This window comes from Corynebacterium sp. ES2730-CONJ (genome assembly GCF_024834055.1).
Lineage (GTDB): Bacteria > Actinomycetota > Actinomycetes > Mycobacteriales > Mycobacteriaceae > Corynebacterium.
In genome coordinates, this window is sequence record NZ_JANUXZ010000001.1 from 33194 (window position 1) to 49949 (window position 16756).

14 protein-coding genes and 1 tRNA gene are annotated in these 16756 nt (G+C 52.4%); 7 read left to right on the top strand and 8 right to left on the bottom strand.

Annotated elements, in window-relative coordinates; genetic code table 11:
- Positions 1-78 precede the first annotated feature (78 nt).
- Positions 79-1605, top strand: coding sequence for an SDR family oxidoreductase (locus NXS13_RS00165; RefSeq protein ID WP_259289201.1), 1527 nt, complete (start codon positions 79-81; stop codon positions 1603-1605).
- On the opposite strand, the gene NXS13_RS00170 is transcribed toward NXS13_RS00165, so the two are convergent.
- Positions 1602-2681, bottom strand: a complete 1080-nt coding sequence (locus NXS13_RS00170; RefSeq protein WP_259289202.1) for a DMT family transporter — start codon at positions 2679-2681, stop codon at positions 1602-1604. The genes NXS13_RS00165 and NXS13_RS00170 overlap by 4 nt on opposite strands.
- A gap of 177 nt (positions 2682-2858) precedes the next feature.
- Between NXS13_RS00170 and glpK the strand changes: the two genes are divergently transcribed.
- Positions 2859-4388: a glycerol kinase GlpK gene (gene glpK, locus NXS13_RS00175; protein ID WP_259077014.1), complete on the top strand. Its 1530-nt coding sequence runs from the start codon at positions 2859-2861 to the stop codon at positions 4386-4388.
- Positions 4389-4793: 405 nt separating this feature from the next.
- Here glpK and NXS13_RS00180 read toward each other — a convergent pair.
- Positions 4794-4867 (bottom strand) — tRNA-Pro (locus NXS13_RS00180).
- A 96-nt stretch (positions 4868-4963) separates the two neighbouring features.
- Positions 4964-5371 carry a YchJ family metal-binding protein gene (locus NXS13_RS00185; RefSeq protein ID WP_310593314.1) on the bottom strand — a complete coding sequence of 136 codons (408 nt, stop codon included), beginning with the start codon at positions 5369-5371 and terminating at the stop codon, positions 4964-4966.
- Between the two features lie 121 nt (positions 5372-5492).
- Here NXS13_RS00185 and secA2 point away from each other — a divergent pair, with 121 nt between their 5' ends.
- From secA2 to NXS13_RS00210, 5 genes are all read left to right on the top strand, one after another.
- Positions 5493-7787, top strand: coding sequence for an accessory Sec system translocase SecA2 (gene secA2, locus NXS13_RS00190; protein ID WP_259289203.1), 2295 nt, complete (start codon positions 5493-5495; stop codon positions 7785-7787).
- Between the two features lie 178 nt (positions 7788-7965).
- The gene (locus NXS13_RS00195; protein ID WP_259077010.1) at positions 7966-8385 is read left to right on the top strand and encodes an FHA domain-containing protein; all 420 of its coding nucleotides are present in this window, start codon (positions 7966-7968) and stop codon (positions 8383-8385) included.
- A gap of 68 nt (positions 8386-8453) precedes the next feature.
- Entirely contained in the window at positions 8454-9188 is a 735-nt protein-coding gene (locus NXS13_RS00200; protein ID WP_259077008.1) for a MerR family transcriptional regulator, read from the top strand.
- Positions 9185-9802: a bifunctional nuclease family protein gene (locus NXS13_RS00205; protein WP_259289204.1), complete on the top strand. Its 618-nt coding sequence runs from the start codon at positions 9185-9187 to the stop codon at positions 9800-9802. Before NXS13_RS00200 ends, NXS13_RS00205 begins: the two co-directional genes overlap by 4 nt.
- Positions 9803-9974: 172 nt before the next feature.
- Complete coding sequence (locus tag NXS13_RS00210) at positions 9975-10514, top strand: MerR family transcriptional regulator (RefSeq protein ID WP_259289205.1); 540 nt, start codon at positions 9975-9977, stop codon at positions 10512-10514.
- 9 nt (positions 10515-10523) lie between these two features.
- Here the strand turns inward: NXS13_RS00210 and NXS13_RS00215 are convergent, their stop codons facing one another.
- The 5 genes from NXS13_RS00215 to NXS13_RS00235 form a co-directional block, all read right to left on the bottom strand.
- A complete protein-coding gene (locus tag NXS13_RS00215; protein WP_259289206.1) occupies positions 10524-11927 on the bottom strand; it encodes a vWA domain-containing protein in 1404 nt (467 codons plus the stop codon).
- A 56-nt stretch (positions 11928-11983) separates the two neighbouring features.
- Complete coding sequence (locus tag NXS13_RS00220) at positions 11984-12829, bottom strand: hypothetical protein (protein WP_259157816.1); 846 nt, start codon at positions 12827-12829, stop codon at positions 11984-11986.
- Positions 12830-13888, bottom strand: a complete 1059-nt coding sequence (locus NXS13_RS00225; protein ID WP_259076997.1) for a hemolysin family protein — start codon at positions 13886-13888, stop codon at positions 12830-12832.
- Entirely contained in the window at positions 13888-15291 is a 1404-nt protein-coding gene (locus NXS13_RS00230) for a hemolysin family protein (protein ID WP_259157814.1), read from the bottom strand. Before NXS13_RS00230 ends, NXS13_RS00225 begins: the two co-directional genes overlap by 1 nt.
- Before the next feature lie 90 nt (positions 15292-15381).
- Positions 15382-16701 (bottom strand): DEAD/DEAH box helicase, encoded by a 1320-nt coding sequence (locus NXS13_RS00235; RefSeq protein WP_259076993.1) that lies wholly within the window; start codon positions 16699-16701, stop codon positions 15382-15384.
- Between the last annotated feature and the right edge of the window lie 55 nt (positions 16702-16756).

Consider the following 16756-nt stretch of genomic DNA (forward strand, 5'->3'; position numbering starts at 1 on the left):
TTCCGTGTAGACAACCGCACGGGAGGCATCTTTTTGTTTTTGGGTCACCCGAGAGCTTTTAACTACTAGACTGAAATAATGAGTTCAGATAATTCTCCTACACTAGATATGAAGGCTTCTAACCCCGATCGACTGGTGCTCGTTACGGGTGCTACTGGATATGTTGGCGGTCGCTTGATCACGGAACTTCTGGCGGCCGGTTTCAGGGTTCGAGCATCCTCACGACGCATTTCAAGCATGCAACGCTTCGATTGGAGCGATGATGTCGAGCTTGTCGAAGCTGATCTCGCTCACGAGGGTGATGCCGAGCGCATACTGGAGGGCGTTGATGTAGCGATGTACCTCGTGCATTCGATGGGCGGTAAGGATGAGGATTTCGAAGTAGTTGAACAACGGACCGCTACCTCGTTCGCCCGAGCGGCTGAGGCAGCCGATGTCAAGCAGATTGTCTATCTCTCGGGCCTGCACCCATCGCACAAGAAACTGGATGAACTGTCAAAGCATATGCGTTCGCGCGAACGTGTGGCACAAATTTTCCTTGAGAGCGACATCCCCACACTGGTTTATCGTGCCGCTACCTTGATCGGATCTGGGTCGGCTTCCTTTGAGATGATCCGCCATCTCACCGAACGCCTCCCGATTATGGTAGCGCCAAGTTGGATCGTCAACCGTATTGAGCCCCTCTCGATCCGGGATACCCTCTACTACCTAGTGCAGGCGGCAGACCTAGACGAGCCCGTTAACCGCGGATATGATATCGGCTGCGGCAAGGTCTACAAATTCATGGATTTGCTTAAACTCTACGGTAAACAACGCGGACTCAAACGTTATATTTTCCCAGTTCCGTTGCAGCTCCCCATGGATCTGCTCTCAGGTGGCTGGATCGGGTTGGTAACCCCTGTACCAGCAAGTCTTGCAATCCCACTGGCGCAATCAATGGCTGAAGATGCGATCACTGAAGAGCATGATATCGAGCAGATTATTCCCGATCCACCCGAGGGGCTCATTGATTATTCCCACGCGGTTCAGTTGGCGCTCAAAGCAGAGGAGGAGCGCGGTGTGCCAACATCCTGGGATAATAGTTGGAGCTCTGCAGGAGACGCCGCTGACAGCCTACCTACTGATCCACAGTGGTCTGGCTCCACAGTCTATGAGGATACCCGCCATGGACACTCCGATTTGCCCCCCGAGAAGATTTGGGAGGTCGTCGAGGGGATTGGTGGTTCGCACGGGTGGTATTCCACTCCGGTGCTGTGGCGAATTCGCGGTCTCGTCGACCGGTTGATCGGTGGCCCTGGTCTGCGGAGTCGTCGTGATCCCTGGCATCTGAAGCCTGGCGATCGTGTCGATTGGTGGCGCGTGGCAGAAATCGATGCCCCGCATCGATTGGTGCTGGCCGCCGAAATGAAATTGGATGGACGGGGGTGGCTAATTCTCGAAGTAGAAGAAACCGATACAGGCTCTCGCTATACGCAACGGGCCATATTCCAACCAACAGGACTCCCGGGTCGGCTGTACTGGTGGTCGCTCATTCCTTTCCACTCACTCATATTCCCGCTGATGCTCCGCAATATTCTTAAGAAAGCAGAGGAATTGAACGCTTAGTGATGGTCCTCGTGGGAGTGAGGTCGATCTAACCACGTGTGGGTATGGCTTATGGTGTGAGATTCCATGGCTATATCAGCCTCCTCCCGGGGATGAATATGGCGGTGATCGTGATGGTGCACATGGGCGTGAGAGTGCAGTAATCCGTTAGCGTGACGGTGACTATGAGTGTGCTCGTGACCGTGCTGGTGCGAGTGTTGCAAACCGATGGAATCGCGAATGAGCAACCATGTGGCTATGACCATGATGCCCAGCGCCGCATAGAAGTTCCAGGCCGGTTTCTCACCGAAAATGACGAAAGAAAAAGCTACTCCGAGAAAAGGGGCAATTGCATAATAGGCGCTGGTTTTAGCCGCGCCTAAATGCTTTTGGGCCAAGATATACGTCGTGATACTGAGCCCATAGGAAATAAAACCGAGCAGCATAGCTAATACCACCCACAACCAAGGGGGTGCCCCTTCGCCGATTGCGAGGGCGATGATGAGACTACCCAGGCCTGAGAAAATCCCCTTGATGGTCACGATATGAGCTGGATTCTTTGAGGACAGCCGTGCGGTGCAGTTATTCTCCAGGCCCCAACAAGTACAAGCACCGAGTACGAGTACTGCGCCCCAGTTGAGGCGGAAATCAGTGGCTTCAACGGTGAGCAATATGCTCGCCAAAGTGAGAAGAACGATGGCGATAGTGAGTTTGCGACTCAGCACCTCCTTGAAGATAACCCAAGCGATGAGAGAAGTGGCCACAATCTCAAAATTGTTCAATAAAGAAGTGGTCGCCGGGGTGGTGAGAGATAATCCCCAAACCAATAAAATGGGTGCGGCGATATCCAGGACCACCATTGCCACAACGAAGGGCACATCTGTCCTGTCGAATGGTTCAGCCTGAGCCAATTTTCGGCTCAAACCAACAGTTGTGATCACGCCCATGCCCACGCCAGCACCCAAATACAGAAGTCCCGCCAGCATAGTGGGATCGACCTGTAGGAGAAGGACCTTTGCCGCTGGAGCCGATAAAGCATAAAGTGCTGCTGCGAGAATGGCCAGGCCGATGGCACGATTCTTTGAAGAGTTAATCATGGAACGATCCTTTGGTGGGAAACTGAGGCTTCTCTATCTTAAAGTGCCCAAGGCGCGCAGAAGTTAAGTCTGCTGAATATTATGGGAGGCGTCACTGCAACTTTTAATTTAGACTTATATCACGAGCTAAATCTGATGGTTTCTACACCACAACCGCATAGATCGGAGAGGAATTCGATGGCAGATCGAAATAAGCATTATATTGCTGCAATTGACCAGGGAACGACGTCGACGCGATGCCTCATCTTTGACGAGCGCGCGGAGCTGGTGGGCAGCGGTCAGTTCGAACATGAGCAGATCTTCCCGCAACCGGGTTGGGTGGAACACAATGCACTAGAGATTTGGGATAATACCCGGCGGTGTGTAGCACAGGCGCTAGCAGAGGCAAATATCGCCCGCGAATCAATAGCAGCGGTGGGGATAACTAACCAGCGTGAAACCACAGTGGTGTGGAATAAGGTGACCGGCCAGCCCATTAGCAATGCGATTGTCTGGCAGGATACCCGCACCAGGTCACTGTGCCAGACACTCCTTCAAACCCACGATGAATCGTGGATTCATGAAAGAACCGGACTGTTTGTCAACTCCTATTCATCGGGACCCAAGCTCAAATGGCTACTAGATAATATTGAAGGTGCCAGAGATCTCGCCGAGCGCGGAGAGCTACTTTTTGGGACAATCGATTCGTGGTTGCTATGGAACCTCAGTGGCGGTGCACAAGGCGACAACGGCCAGCCCGCGCGCCATGCCACAGATGTCACCAATGCTTCGCGCACCCTGCTTATGAATATTCAAACCCTCGAATGGGATGAAGAACTGTGCCAGGCTTTGAATATACCGATGCAGATGCTGCCTGAGATTCGTCCCAGCGTGTCTACATTCGGACACGTGAGACAACGCGGGACACTCGGTGGAACCCCTATCACTGGAATTCTAGGCGACCAGCAAGCTGCTCTATTCGGTCAGGCTGGTTTTCATAAAGGCGATATCAAGAGCACTTACGGTACAGGTCTATTTTTACTGATGAATACTGGCAAAAAACCTCTTTTAAGTTCGCACGGACTCATCACCACGGTGAGTTACCAGATCGAGCGCCAGAAACCTCACTACGCACTTGAAGGATCGGTGGCTATGGGCGGCGCCCTCGTACAGTGGTTACGAGACAATCTCGGCACAATCAACTCAGCGGGGGAACTGGAAGATAGTGCTCTGAAAGTGTCTGACAACGGCGGAGTTTATATAGTCCCGGCATTCTCTGGCCTGTTTGCACCTCGGTGGGAGAGTGAGGCCCGCGGCATCATTGTTGGTTTGACGCGATTTGCCAATAAACACCACCTCTCTCGCGCAGTGATCGAAGCGACAGCTTATCAAACGCGAGATCTCATTGAGGCGATGCGAGCAGATAGCAACCAGGCTCTCGATACGCTCAAAGTGGACGGGGGAATGGTTCACAATGATCTGCTGATGCAATTCCAGGCAGATATTTCGGGCATGGAGGTGCACCGTCCTCAATTCGTCGAGACAACCGCTCTCGGAGCGGCTTTTGCAGCTGGATTGGGCGTTGGCATTTTTGATGACCTCAAGGATTTGCATAGACACAGCTCCGTGGAGAGGACCTTCAAACCCAAGATGACCGAAGAGACAGCGAAAAAACTCTATCGACAGTGGAACAGGGCTGTGGAGCGATCACTTGACTGGGAAGAGTAGTGCTTCGCAGCAGTCGCCCGGGAACTAGACCCGTTAAAATAGTCGACCGCGGGCTAAGTCCAAGCACACTCTGGGGATATGTCAATTGTAGTGCCAGTTGACTGCGACCCAGGACTGATGAATCACCGAGGAGCGCTAAGCGGAGTAGCTGCTCTACACAAGTTCTCATTGACTTCTCCGGACTTTCCTATAGGCAAGGGTGGGTGGTACGGGTATGAGAATAGAACGGTTGGGCCTTAGTTGTTGGCCCCCGACAGCCGCTCTGAACTTCGAAAAACGCTCTTCGCAGGCACTCATGCCGTGCAGGCTGGGACCACCATGGTCGAGGTCGCTTCTTAGCAAACTAGAACCTAACCAAGTTCAGTAAGAAAAAAGGCTCTCCATAAGGAGAGCCTTGATCAATTGTCGGACTGACAGGATTTGAACCTGCGACCCCTTAACCCCCAGTCAAGTGCGCTACCAAACTGCGCCACAGTCCGCCGTTGCTCACGTTGAAGCAACGATTTCATCATACAGGACGAGGGGAATAAGTTAAAATATCGCGATGATCTGCAAGTTTGACTGTGCTTACTAAATTATTTCAGGGCGCTGCTATAAACCCACCGTCCCTGGAACCGCCTAAATACCGAAAGCTCTTCGAGAGTCTCGTGGCGCGGGGCATGACCTGCCGCTGCGATCGTATAGTGAGCCTTAAAGTGAACTAATCCGTTTGAGTCCATAAGCCCACCGTGCGTAGTGGATAGAACCTCAAGACCCGTCCACGAGATAGAGGGATCGATATCAACGAGGGGTGGGGCAGTTAATGGATCCCACGAATAGATAAGGTAGTCGGCATCGCCAACGCAGAATGCGGTATACCTTGATCGCATCAACGCAACCGCGGTCGGGGCCTTGCGATGTCGGGCAATGAGTGGCCCACAACAGTCGTCGAAACCTAACCCGGATTGGCAAGGGCAGTATTGTAGCGGCAGCAGCGTCGACAACTGTGTGAGCCTTTCGGTGAGTCTGATCGTGAGTCTTATCGCGGTGTATCGGCGATAGGTGGGTAGCCAGCGTACTATGGAATCAATAATAACGGTCGGATGATACAGGAGGGTACCTCAGGTGGCGGGCTTTGATTGGTTTTGGAATGCTCTCGGGGGAACGAAAGGGCGTAACCAAAAGCGTAGTAAGTCTATAGTCAAACAAGCCTCCGCCCAGATGGACAGCTTGACCGCCTTGAGTGACGCCGAATTAGCGGCGCGCGCGAGGTCGCTTTGTGCGAACGGCACCATCAGTCAGCCCGCAGAACTTCTCGCGATTTTAGCAATTGCGAGCGAGCGCACCTTAGACCTGACTCCTTTTGCGGTGCAGTCTCAGGCAGTCCTGAGGCTCCTCGAAGGCGACGTTATCCAGATGGCAACGGGTGAGGGGAAGACACTGGTGGGGGCGATGGCAAGCACTGGCTTTGCTTTGATGTCTAAGACAGTCCATTGCATTACCGTTAACGATTATCTAGCGAGTCGAGACGCTGCGTGGATGGGGCCTCTCGTCGAGTTCTTTGGCCTAACAGTAAGCGCCATTACCGAGGATATGGACGCCCGTGAGCGTAGACAGGCGTATCAAGCGGATATTGTTTACGGGCCTGTGAATGAAATTGGCTTCGATGTTTTACGCGATCAGTTGATTACCTCGCGTGCAGATGCAATTTACCGCCAGGCAGACGTCGCCCTCGTTGACGAAGCCGATTCTGTGCTTGTTGATGAAGCTCTTGTTCCTCTCGTTCTCGCTGGGAATGAACCTGGGCAGGCGCCGGGAGGTCGCATTACTGATCTCGTAAAGCGGCTCGAGGAAGATAAGCACTACAGCGTCGATGATGAGCGCCGTAACGTTTTTCTCAACGATAAGGGCGCTGAAGTTATCGAGCACGCCTTAGGGATCGACTCTCTCTACGATGACGAGCACGTTGGCAGTACCCTCGTTCAAGTTAATCTTGCGCTACACGCTCAGGCCTTATTGATCCGTGACGTGCACTATATAGTCAAAGATGGCAAAGTCGCTTTGATCGATGCCTCTAAGGGGCGCATCGCTGATCTCCAACGCTGGCCAGATGGGGTACAAGCTGCTGTTGAAGCTAAAGAAGGGCTTGCCGTAACCGAAGGGGGTCGGATACTCGATACCATCACGCTGCAAGCTCTCATGGGCAGATATCCGCTGGTGTGTGGAATGACCGGTACAGCTGTGGAGGCCACCGATCAGCTACGTAGTTTTTATGGGTTGAAAGTATCTATCATCGAGCGCAATAAGCCAGTACAGAGGTTCGATTCGGCGGACCGCATTTTCGCCACGATGGGGGAAAAAAATCGGGCGATCATCAGAGAAATTATAGATATACACCGTACTGGACGACCCGTTCTAGTAGGCACCCAAGACGTAGCCGAGTCCGAGAGTCTGGCGGCAGAGCTGCGAAGCTACGATATAGACGTTAATGTCCTTAACGCGAAAAATGATGCAGAAGAAGCTCGTATTATCGCTGAGGCTGGAGATCTGGGGCGAGTAACGGTATCGACGCAGATGGCTGGACGCGGCACCGATATTAAACTAGGGGGTGCCCATGAAACTGATCGCGACCAGGTGGTGGCAGTAGGGGGTCTAGCAGTATTGGGAACCTCACGGCACCGCAGCTCCCGCCTCGACAACCAGCTCAGGGGAAGAGCTGGCCGTCAAGGGGACCCTGGGTTGAGTCAATTTTTTGTTTCCTTCGAAGACGATATGGTGGCTGTCGGGGGAGCTGGAGAAGAAGTCACAGCTCAACCCGATTCCAGTGGGGAAATAGGAGCCCAACGCATTCATGATTGGATCAATCACTGCCAAAGGGTGACCGAGGGGCAACTGCTGGAGATTCACTCGCAAACATGGAAGTACAATAAGCTCCTTGCCGATCAGCGCGTTATTATCGACGAGCGACGCGCGACAATCTTAGATACCCCACTAGCCTGGCAAGAACTTTCTCAGCGCGAGCCGCAGCGGGCAGCTGAAATTTTGTCAGCGGTCTCTGCTGACATCGCGGAGCAAGGTGCTCGAGAGATCATGCTCTACCACCTTGATGCTGGATGGAGTGACCACCTTGCTCTTATGAATGATGTGCGCGAGTCGATTCATCTGCGAGCTATAGCCAGGGAAACTCCGATTGATGAGTTTCACCGGATCGCTGTCCGAGAATTTAAGCAGCTTGCACAACGAGCGGTCGACCGCGCGGTAGAGACATTCACCGAGGTGGTCTTTGATAGTGAGGGGGTACATCTCGAGGACATGGGATTGGCACGACCATCAGCAACCTGGACGTATATGGTCAGCGATAATCCGCTAGCTGGCTCAGGGAATTCGGTTCTTAAGGGAATCGGAAGTATTTTCAAATAGCTGGAGAAGATACGAAAATACGATAAAATCAAGCTTGCTAGCTAGACTTTCCCATCAAGGGCTGCTCTCTATTAAAAAGCCGCTATCATATGAAGTATTACTTGAAACTTTGGCCCCGCGCATCGTATCGACGAGGCTGGGGTCCGATTTATCCTAGAGATACCACGGAGGATCAACGATGAGTGAGCGCCAGATTTCGCCCGATGCCCAGGCTGAGACGACCTCGGTTTTTCGCGCCGATTTACTAAAAGAAGCGGAGAACGGGGCAGCTGTGCATTCCGGCGCCACCAATATTGTCCCGCCTCAGGGATCCGGGATGCTGATAGTAAAGAGAGGGCCTAATGCTGGTGCTCGCTTTTTGCTCGATCAGGAAACAACCACCGCCGGACGACACCCGGAATCTGATATTTTTCTTGATGATGTCACCGTGTCGAGGCGACACGCGGAATTTCGCACCCACGATGGGGTATTTGAGGTGGTCGATTTAGGCTCTCTCAACGGCACTTACCTCAACAGGGAGCCTCGTAACTCCGCTGTTCTAAGCAGCGGTGACGAAATTCAGATTGGTAAATTCCGCCTCGTTTTCATTGCTGGCTAGAACCAACTCTTTCGATGAGAGTTCACGAAAGTCCAGCTAATCCTTGCTAAAAAACTACTGAGAGAAATATGAGCGCCCTTCCGCAACCGCATGCAGAATCTGCACCTGTCAAGAGGCAAAAAACGATGTCCATTGGGGTCGTGCTGAGGCAACTGACTACCGACTTTCCCGATGTGACCGTATCGAAGATTCGATTCTTAGAGTCCGAGGGGCTCATTTCGCCCCAACGGACAGCCTCCGGATACCGCCGGTTTGTACAAGCGGACTTAGATCGTCTGCGGCTGATTTTAACTTTGCAAAGAGATCGTTATATGCCGCTTCGGGTTATCCGCGAGGAATTGGACAACGGCAATGCCCATAACTTAGCGGTCATCTCCTCGGTTCGACAGGCGCAGCCTATGATTGGGCCAGATGAGTTCCGTGCGCCTATTATAACTCGTCTGAGCGCTGAAGATGTCGCTGAGCAGGCAGGGGTTAAGCCTGATTTTGTTCTCGAGCTCGACAGGGCTCACGTTATCAAGGCTGATACTTCGGGATTTTTCACAGCCGATGACGTTAGGCTTGTATCTACCGCTGCGGGTCTAGCTGAATTTGGTTTTGAGGTGCGACACCTGAAAGCCCTGACTAATGGTGCAGCCCGCCAGGCGGCCCTACTTGCACAAGTCATTGAGCCTGTGGCGAAATCGAAATCGGATTCTGCTAAGGAGCGTGCTGAAGAAATGAGTTCGCAGTTGACGGCGCTAATGGCGTCGCTGCATGCCGGTTTATTGAAGAACGCGGTGCGTGAGCAGAGCGCGCTATGACCCAGTATCATTCCCTCGAGTACGTCCAGACTTCCTTTTTCAACGAGGACCACTGTTGCGCTTTGCTGCACTGGCCCGAAAAGAATCGCTATGTACCCATATGGATCGGCACAGCTGATGCAGTCAACCTTTTGATTCGAGAAGCCGGGGAGGTACCTCGCCGGCCCCGGGCTCTAGACTTACTCCTGGATGTTCTTAGTCAGCTGGACACGAGGTTGACTGAGCTTCGAATCTCTTATTACTTTGATGGCATCTTTGTGGCCCAGTTGGTGACCGAAAATGGAGAGGAATTCGACTGTCGCCCCTCTGACGGGTTAATGCTGGCAGGCCTGACGTCGCTTCCTATCTCAGTCAGCCAAAATGTTCTCGCGCAAACCGCTATCTTTATTTCTCCTTGCGATCTCGATGAGTGGCTAGGTATCGAAATTGATGATGCCTCTATGAGCGAGGCTCCTGCGGTGGAGAATACCCAAGCGGATCTAGATTTTAGTGAACTGATGCGCAGTATGGGAGTTAATGAAGAGGATTTGAGCGTGGGTTTGCCGGATTCAGAATTTAATATCTCTGATGCTGGTGGTACTGATGTTACTGAAGATGACAACGATGAGATTTAAGTCTAAACTTCAAGTTGAGGTTTAAGTTTACGGTGTGTCGCAAGTTATCTTGTGCGTCGCTTCGCTAATCTAACCTGAGTAATACATACCGCAGGTATCACGTGCTCGATCATGTCCGTCTACCCCAGTGTGTAGACTGAGACACCAGAGCACCGCTAAAGGAGTACGAACGATGTCTAAGCGCCCAGTACAAGAAGCCCTCTTCGATATGGGGCCCGATGAAGAAGTGGGTTACCGCGTTCCCACAGCTTGTCAGGTCGCCGGAATCACCTATCGGCAGCTTGATTACTGGGCACGCACAAAGCTGGTGGAGCCATCCATCCGTACCGCCCGCGGTTCCGGCTCCCAGCGTCTTTATTCCTTCCGCGATATATTGGTGCTCAAGATTGTCAAAGGGCTGTTGGACACAGGAATTTCACTTCAGAATATTCGTTTAGCAGTCGATCGTCTCCGCGACCTAGGTGTCGATGACATCGCCGAGATAAACCTTTTCTCCGATGGCACAACAGTCTATGAGTGTCGCAGCAACGAGGAAGTGATTGATCTTCTCGAAGGAGGACAGGGTGTCTTTGGAATAAGCGTTCCGGGTCTTATGAAGGAACTAACCGGCTCAATAGCAGCCTTCCCCTCCGAGCGTATACAGCAGCCGTATGATGACTCCGTCATTGCAATCGATGAGCTTGCTGCTCGACGAAACCGGAAGAGCTCTTAGAAGCTTTAATCAGAGACCTACTGCTGCGCGCAGTTCTTCTTCGGCTTGGGCTGAATCAGGTAGAACAGCATGGTATTCACTCAGTCCAATTAACTCCTGATCAATCGCGGAATTACCTATGTGGAGAACGCTGAGAGTTACGCTCGATCCAAAAATCCCTTGGAGATTTTCAAGTGGTTTCATATCGGCTGAACCGGTGGTTATAAGCACTAGGCGTACTTTCCTTCCCATACGAGCGCTGTAGTCGTTCGCGTATTGGCCGGCTGCCTCGAGTGCCTCCCTTGTTAAAGGAAAGCCTCCAGTACCAAAGCCAATTGCGCGTTGAGCCACCACTTGCCCAGAGTCTCCAGTGCCAAAATCAACATTTCGCCGCCACCCTTTAGTGACACCTGGGTTGAGTGGGGAGGAGTAGTTCCACAAACTCACAGCATGATCGCGCTCGGTGATGCGGGGTGCAACCGAAGCGATAGCTCTGCTGATGAAAGAAAAATCCTGAGGTTGCAGAGCAGCCGAGGTATCGAATAGGAAGAGAGTGTCCTCAACCTCCCTTGGTTCTGCAGAAGTGTCTACCTCATCTACCGGTGTGAGGATATTGCTGGTATCAAAGGCATGCAAAGCCTCTTGAGCAGTAATTGCAGTAACCCCAGGTGAGTATCGAGCAGCAATACGGGAACTGGCACCGAAATCAGCCCCAGCACGAACGACCTCTTCAGAAACCATTTCGGTGGTATTCAGTGCGATTATTCGTAGATCCTGTCGCAATCCTTCGATGGGGGTAAATGCCCAGCCTTGGGGTGTATCATCTTCCGATATTGCGATAGCTCGATCAGAGTCTGCAGATGTCTCAGCAATGGATCTTTGGGCATTCGCATCAAGAAGTTCCGTTATCTTGTTAACGTCGGTACCTAGGTAATGACTGGCAACGAGCGCAGCGGCAACAGAATTATCAGCTACCGGGAAATCCACATCCTGGATACTACCTGGTTGAATTGCTTTTTTCGCCGCAACTCCCACCTTGTATGCTGCAGCCGAAGGCCATTCCAGCGTAGCCGCACTTCGCCCAGCTTGCTTGAGGGTCGCGGTTACTTTGCCATCTGAGTTTTTGGAAACAAAAGCTCCTGCCTGGGAAAGATCAGGAGTATAAGTTGCGGTAACGCAGTGATCGCGCACAACCGGGGAAGAATCGTTATAGGAGGCTATAAGGTTGGCAACTTCAGCTTCGTTATCGGCAGCCACTGGGAGAATGAGTTCACCTTGGATGCAGGCACGTCGAGCGCTCGGTTCAGGCTCGGGATCATCGCTCAGACACATCCATCCGCCTAGAAGTGCACCTACCACTCCCAAAGCCAAGGCTGAGGTGACAAGCGATGAGGAGACCCGCATATTATTTTTACCGTTGGAATGGCGACCCATATGCTCTTTTGGACACTCCCTTCAAAACTGCTACCTATTTGACTTCTACTATAGAACTATAGAACACAGGCAATAAGATTAATGAGCTGCTCGCGTAAAACTTTTCCCCGTTCAGCAAGTTCGCGCTGACGACCCACGTACTCCTGCTTACCGGCGGTCTCCTCGATGGGAACTACACCCAGCCCATATGCGCGACAATCGTAGGGCGAAGCCTCCATATCGAGAATACGCGCGTCCCACGCAAGCTCGAAAGTGTCAAGGAATAACTCACCGGGCACCAGGGGCCCTAGTTTCATTGCCCATTTATACAAGTCCATGGTCGCATGTAAACATCCCACCTGCTCCCATTCGACTTGACTGTGACGATCTAAAACCGTGAGGTTGAGGGGTCGAGCTGGGGGAGTGAAGAAACGATATGCATCGAAGTGGGTGCATCTGATTGAGTGATTCTCAACCACTTTGTTGGTTTCGCTCGAACCGAGCCGAAGCGGTAGATCGTGGCGCGGTTGATCGGTACGGTAAACCATCGCCCATTCATGCAGACCAAAGCAATCAAAGTGAGCCGGATTGGATACCGTGGTGCTGAGTAACCGGTGAATGAACTGAAGCGTTTGTTTGCGTTTCGACAGGTAAGAATCGATATCTACACTCGAGATCCCATTGACAGTGGAATAGTACCTCCATTGAGCCTGTGGTGAGGTGCCTGCATCATCAAGTCCGCGACCCCAGCCAGGGTGCCACCGCTCCAGGTGCGCTGCTCGGGTGGGATAGTATTCAAAAAGAAAATCGAAGACGGGGTGTTTGATACCCTGACTCCGCCTGTGGAGGTATGGCGTCGTATACCGACGCGCACGGCGCACATGCGCCGCCTCGAGATCGTTCCACGAGGTTAGGATGTCCATTTATTGCCCGTGCGTCCAATCAGCAAAGGTGCCTACGTACTCCTCGATAATATCTTCTAAGGTAACAATTCCGATGAGTACTCCTCGGTCACGAACCTGAGCCATATGTGCTGATTTAAGGTGCATGGCAGTCAGAGCCTCATCCATGGCACCGGAGGCATCAACTATGGTGAGAGGTCGGATTTCGGCGGAGTGGATGATGGAATCGGCACCGTAATCATTCCCGTCCAAGAACCGATCCAAAATATCCTTAACGTGGACGTAGCCCTTAAAGGCCCCCCGGTCATCGACGACGGGGAAGCGCGAAAACCCTGTTTCCACGACCGCTTGCTCCAAGTCACTTAGTTGTGGCCCGCGTACTCCGTAGTTGAGGGTGCGAACCTTTTCGAGAGGAATGAGAACATCAGCAAGTGGACGGGCTTCCACGTTCAAGGCCTTGCTCAGACGTTCGTGCGCGCGTTCATTCAGAAGACCCTCCGAGCGTGACTCTAAAATCATAGATGCCAGCTGATTGTTATCTACTGTGGCGGCGAGCTCGTCTTTTTGCTCGATGCCAAATAGGAAAAGCGTGCGGCGAGCAGCTGAGTTCATCAGTGCGATGAATGGCCGGGCGAGCTTAGCAAATGCCAAAAGTAGGGGAGTCAACCATATAGCCAGGGTCTCAGGCCCTGCTAGTGCGATATTCTTCGGTACCATTTCGCCGAAGAGAATGTGCAGGAAAGTAATCAATCCCAGTGCAATCGCGAAGGAAATGGGGTGGAGTAATTGATCGGGTATATGAACCTCATGAAAGACTTCTTCAAGAAAATGCGCGACTGCAGGCTCAGCGACCTTACCTAAAATTAGAGAGGCTATGGTAATACCAAATTGGCAGGCGGCGAGCTGTATCGATAACGTCTCAATTGCGTGCAGGACTCGTTGTGCTCCAGGGCGTCCCTGAATAATCAGCGACTCAATGCGATCGCGGCGAGAAGAGATAAGAGCGAACTCGGCGGCCACGAAGAAGGCATTAGCCAAAAGCAGTACGCTGATCATGGCGATGGTACTAATGAGTCCCACTATGAGACCTCTTCCTGGTTATCAGTGGATTTAAGGCGTGCATCCTCAGGGCTGATCGGCATTAAGATGACTTTGTCGATGCGGCGATCCTCCATGACAATAACTTGGGCCTGCCAGCGGTCGGTGAAACCAGAGGTAAATTCGGCTAGTCCTGGACTATCAGATTCTGGAAGCACGAGTGTGTCGTTGACATCGGGGATTCGCCCCATCTCAGCCATGATGAGCCCGCCGAGGGTTTCGTACGGCCCTTCGGGGGCGATATATCCAACATTTTCGGCCAGTTCATCGAGACGTACTAGACCGGAGACTTGCCAGTAGGTTCCAAATTTTTGGAAATCCTTTTCTGCTTCCAGATCATCGTGTTCGTCATAGAAGTCGCCGAGGATTTCTTCCACGACGTCTTCGACGGTGATAATACCGGCGGTGCCACCATATTCATCGGCGACCAGGATCATTTGCGATCCGGCAGCCCTAATCTCGGCCAGCACCGCATCACCATCAAGGCTCTCCGGAATCGCTTTCACCGGGCGAGCGATTTCCTTCAAGGTTGTGGTGCCTCGTTCGGCGGAGGGAATAGCGAAAGCATCGCGAAAATGCACCACTCCGAGGGTTTCGTCGAGGTCGCCTCGAATGACTGGGAACCTGGAATGACCTGTGGAATGAGCAAGGGCGATGAGATCGAGAACCGTCTCGTCATGGGACAGAGTCTCAATGGTTGAGCGTGGAGTCATAAGTTCCTCCGCGGTGGTTTCACCGAAGCGAAGTGAGCGATCGAGAACCAAGGCGGTATTTTCATCCAATTCACCTTGCTTCGCTGAGTTGCGGACCAAAGCCGTGAGCTCCTGTGTGGAGCGCGCGGTAGCTAATTCGTCTGCAGGCTCAATACCAATCTTGCGCACAAGGAAATTCGCTGAGGTATTGAGGAATCGAATAAAGCCCTTAAAGATCACGTTGAAAATGTGAACCGGGGTGACCACTAGTCTTGCTGTTCCTAGGGGATCAGTAATCGCGAGGTTTTTAGGTACTAGTTCGCCAAAGACCATTGATAAGAATGTAGCGATGATAAGAGCCAAGACGAGCGCAATCATAGGGGAGATATCCATCGGAACCCCAAGAAATCCCAGGAGAGGATTGAGGAACTTAGCCAAAATGGGTTCTGCGAGGTATCCCGTCGCCAGCGTCGTAATTGTGATGCCGAGCTGTGCTCCAGACAAGACGAAAGAGAGATTACTGTAATCTCGTTTAACCGCATGGGATAATTTATCTCCTCGAACTGCGAGGTCATGATCGATGGTGGAGCGCTCAAGGCCGGTGAGAGCGAATTCCACGGCAACGAATAAACCAGTACTGGCGGTTAAAAGTACAAATCCGACCAGTCCGAGGATGCTACTGAGTATTTCCATTGTAGGAGTTTTTTCGAATGCATTAATGCATCCGAGAAGAAAGCTACCTTTCTCATAAATAGGAGTACCGCGTTACGGGAATATCATAGCCTAGCGGGTGCCACGATTTCTTGATTGACTGTGCCTCGAACCCCGAGCGCGCCTGGTATTCCCTCCACCGCTAGCTGAAGAACGCTTAGTTCTGCTACCACGGCCGCGACCGTCGCTAGCCTGAGCCTGTTGTCCGAAAGGTGCCAGCGGTTTATACGTCGGGCTTTGTGCGCCTGTAATGGTTGCGAGCTCAACAGAGTGAGCATTGACGCGGTGTGTTTTAGCGCTCACCCCCGCTTTACTCAGAAGTTTTTTAACCTCGTCTATTTGCTCCTCGGTCACCAAAGTTACAACGGCACCGCTAGCTCCAGCGCGGGCGGTGCGCCCAGCACGATGCAGATAGGCTTTATGCTCCGCTGGAGGATCGATATGTACTACCAAATCCACATCGGAAATATCTATACCGCGGGCGGCGATATCGGTAGCAACGAGAACAGGTATCTCACCTTCACTAAAGCCCCCAAGGGCACTCTGACGGGTATTTTGACCCTTGTCGCCATGAAGGCCCACTGCGTTGATGCCAGCACGGCGCAGCTTCTTTACCTGGCGGTCAACGCCGTGTTTTGTTCGCATAAACATGATGGTTTTACCATCACGAGCAGCAATTTTTTCCACAACATCGGCACGGGACTGGCGATCCTTCACTATAAATTGATAGTGCCTCATCGTATCCACACTGGCAGCCACGGCGGCTGTTGAATGAGTAACTGGATTCCGGAGAAAGGCCCGTACCAATTTATCAACGTCGCCGTCGAGGGTGGCGGAAAAGAGGAGACGCTGTCCCTTCTGGGGGGTAGCCCGCATGAGTTTCGTAACTTGAGGCAAAAATCCCATATCTGCCATTTGGTCCGCTTCATCGAGAATAGTTGTCTCGATCCGGTCTAAGTGAAGATAGCCCTGGTCGATGAGGTCTTGGGCCCGCCCAGGGGTGGCCACCAGAAGATCAACGGGAGCCGCTAATGCTCGGATATGTCGATTGATATTCACTCCGCCGACAACGTCTAAGAGGCGAAGACCGAGGGCAGCTGCCGGATCGTCGAGGCGGGTACGAACTTGCGCTGCGAGCTCACGCGTAGGGACTAAGACGAGCGCACGGGGATGCCCAGGTGTAGAGGCCCCCGACTGAGCTAGGCGGCTTAGAGTGGGTAAACCGAAAGTGAAAGTCTTTCCAGATCCGGTGGGGCCTCGACCGAGGATATCCTTGCCTGCTAGAGCGTCGGGAATGGCCGCCTCTTGGATAGGAAAGGGAGTCTCGATACCTTCTTTACGCATCGCCTGAACAATGGCGGGGGGTAAACCGAGATCAGCAAAAGTAGTCATTAGGAAGAGCCTACACCTTATCTACAGCAAAACCAGCTTATAGCCCGCGCCCCCC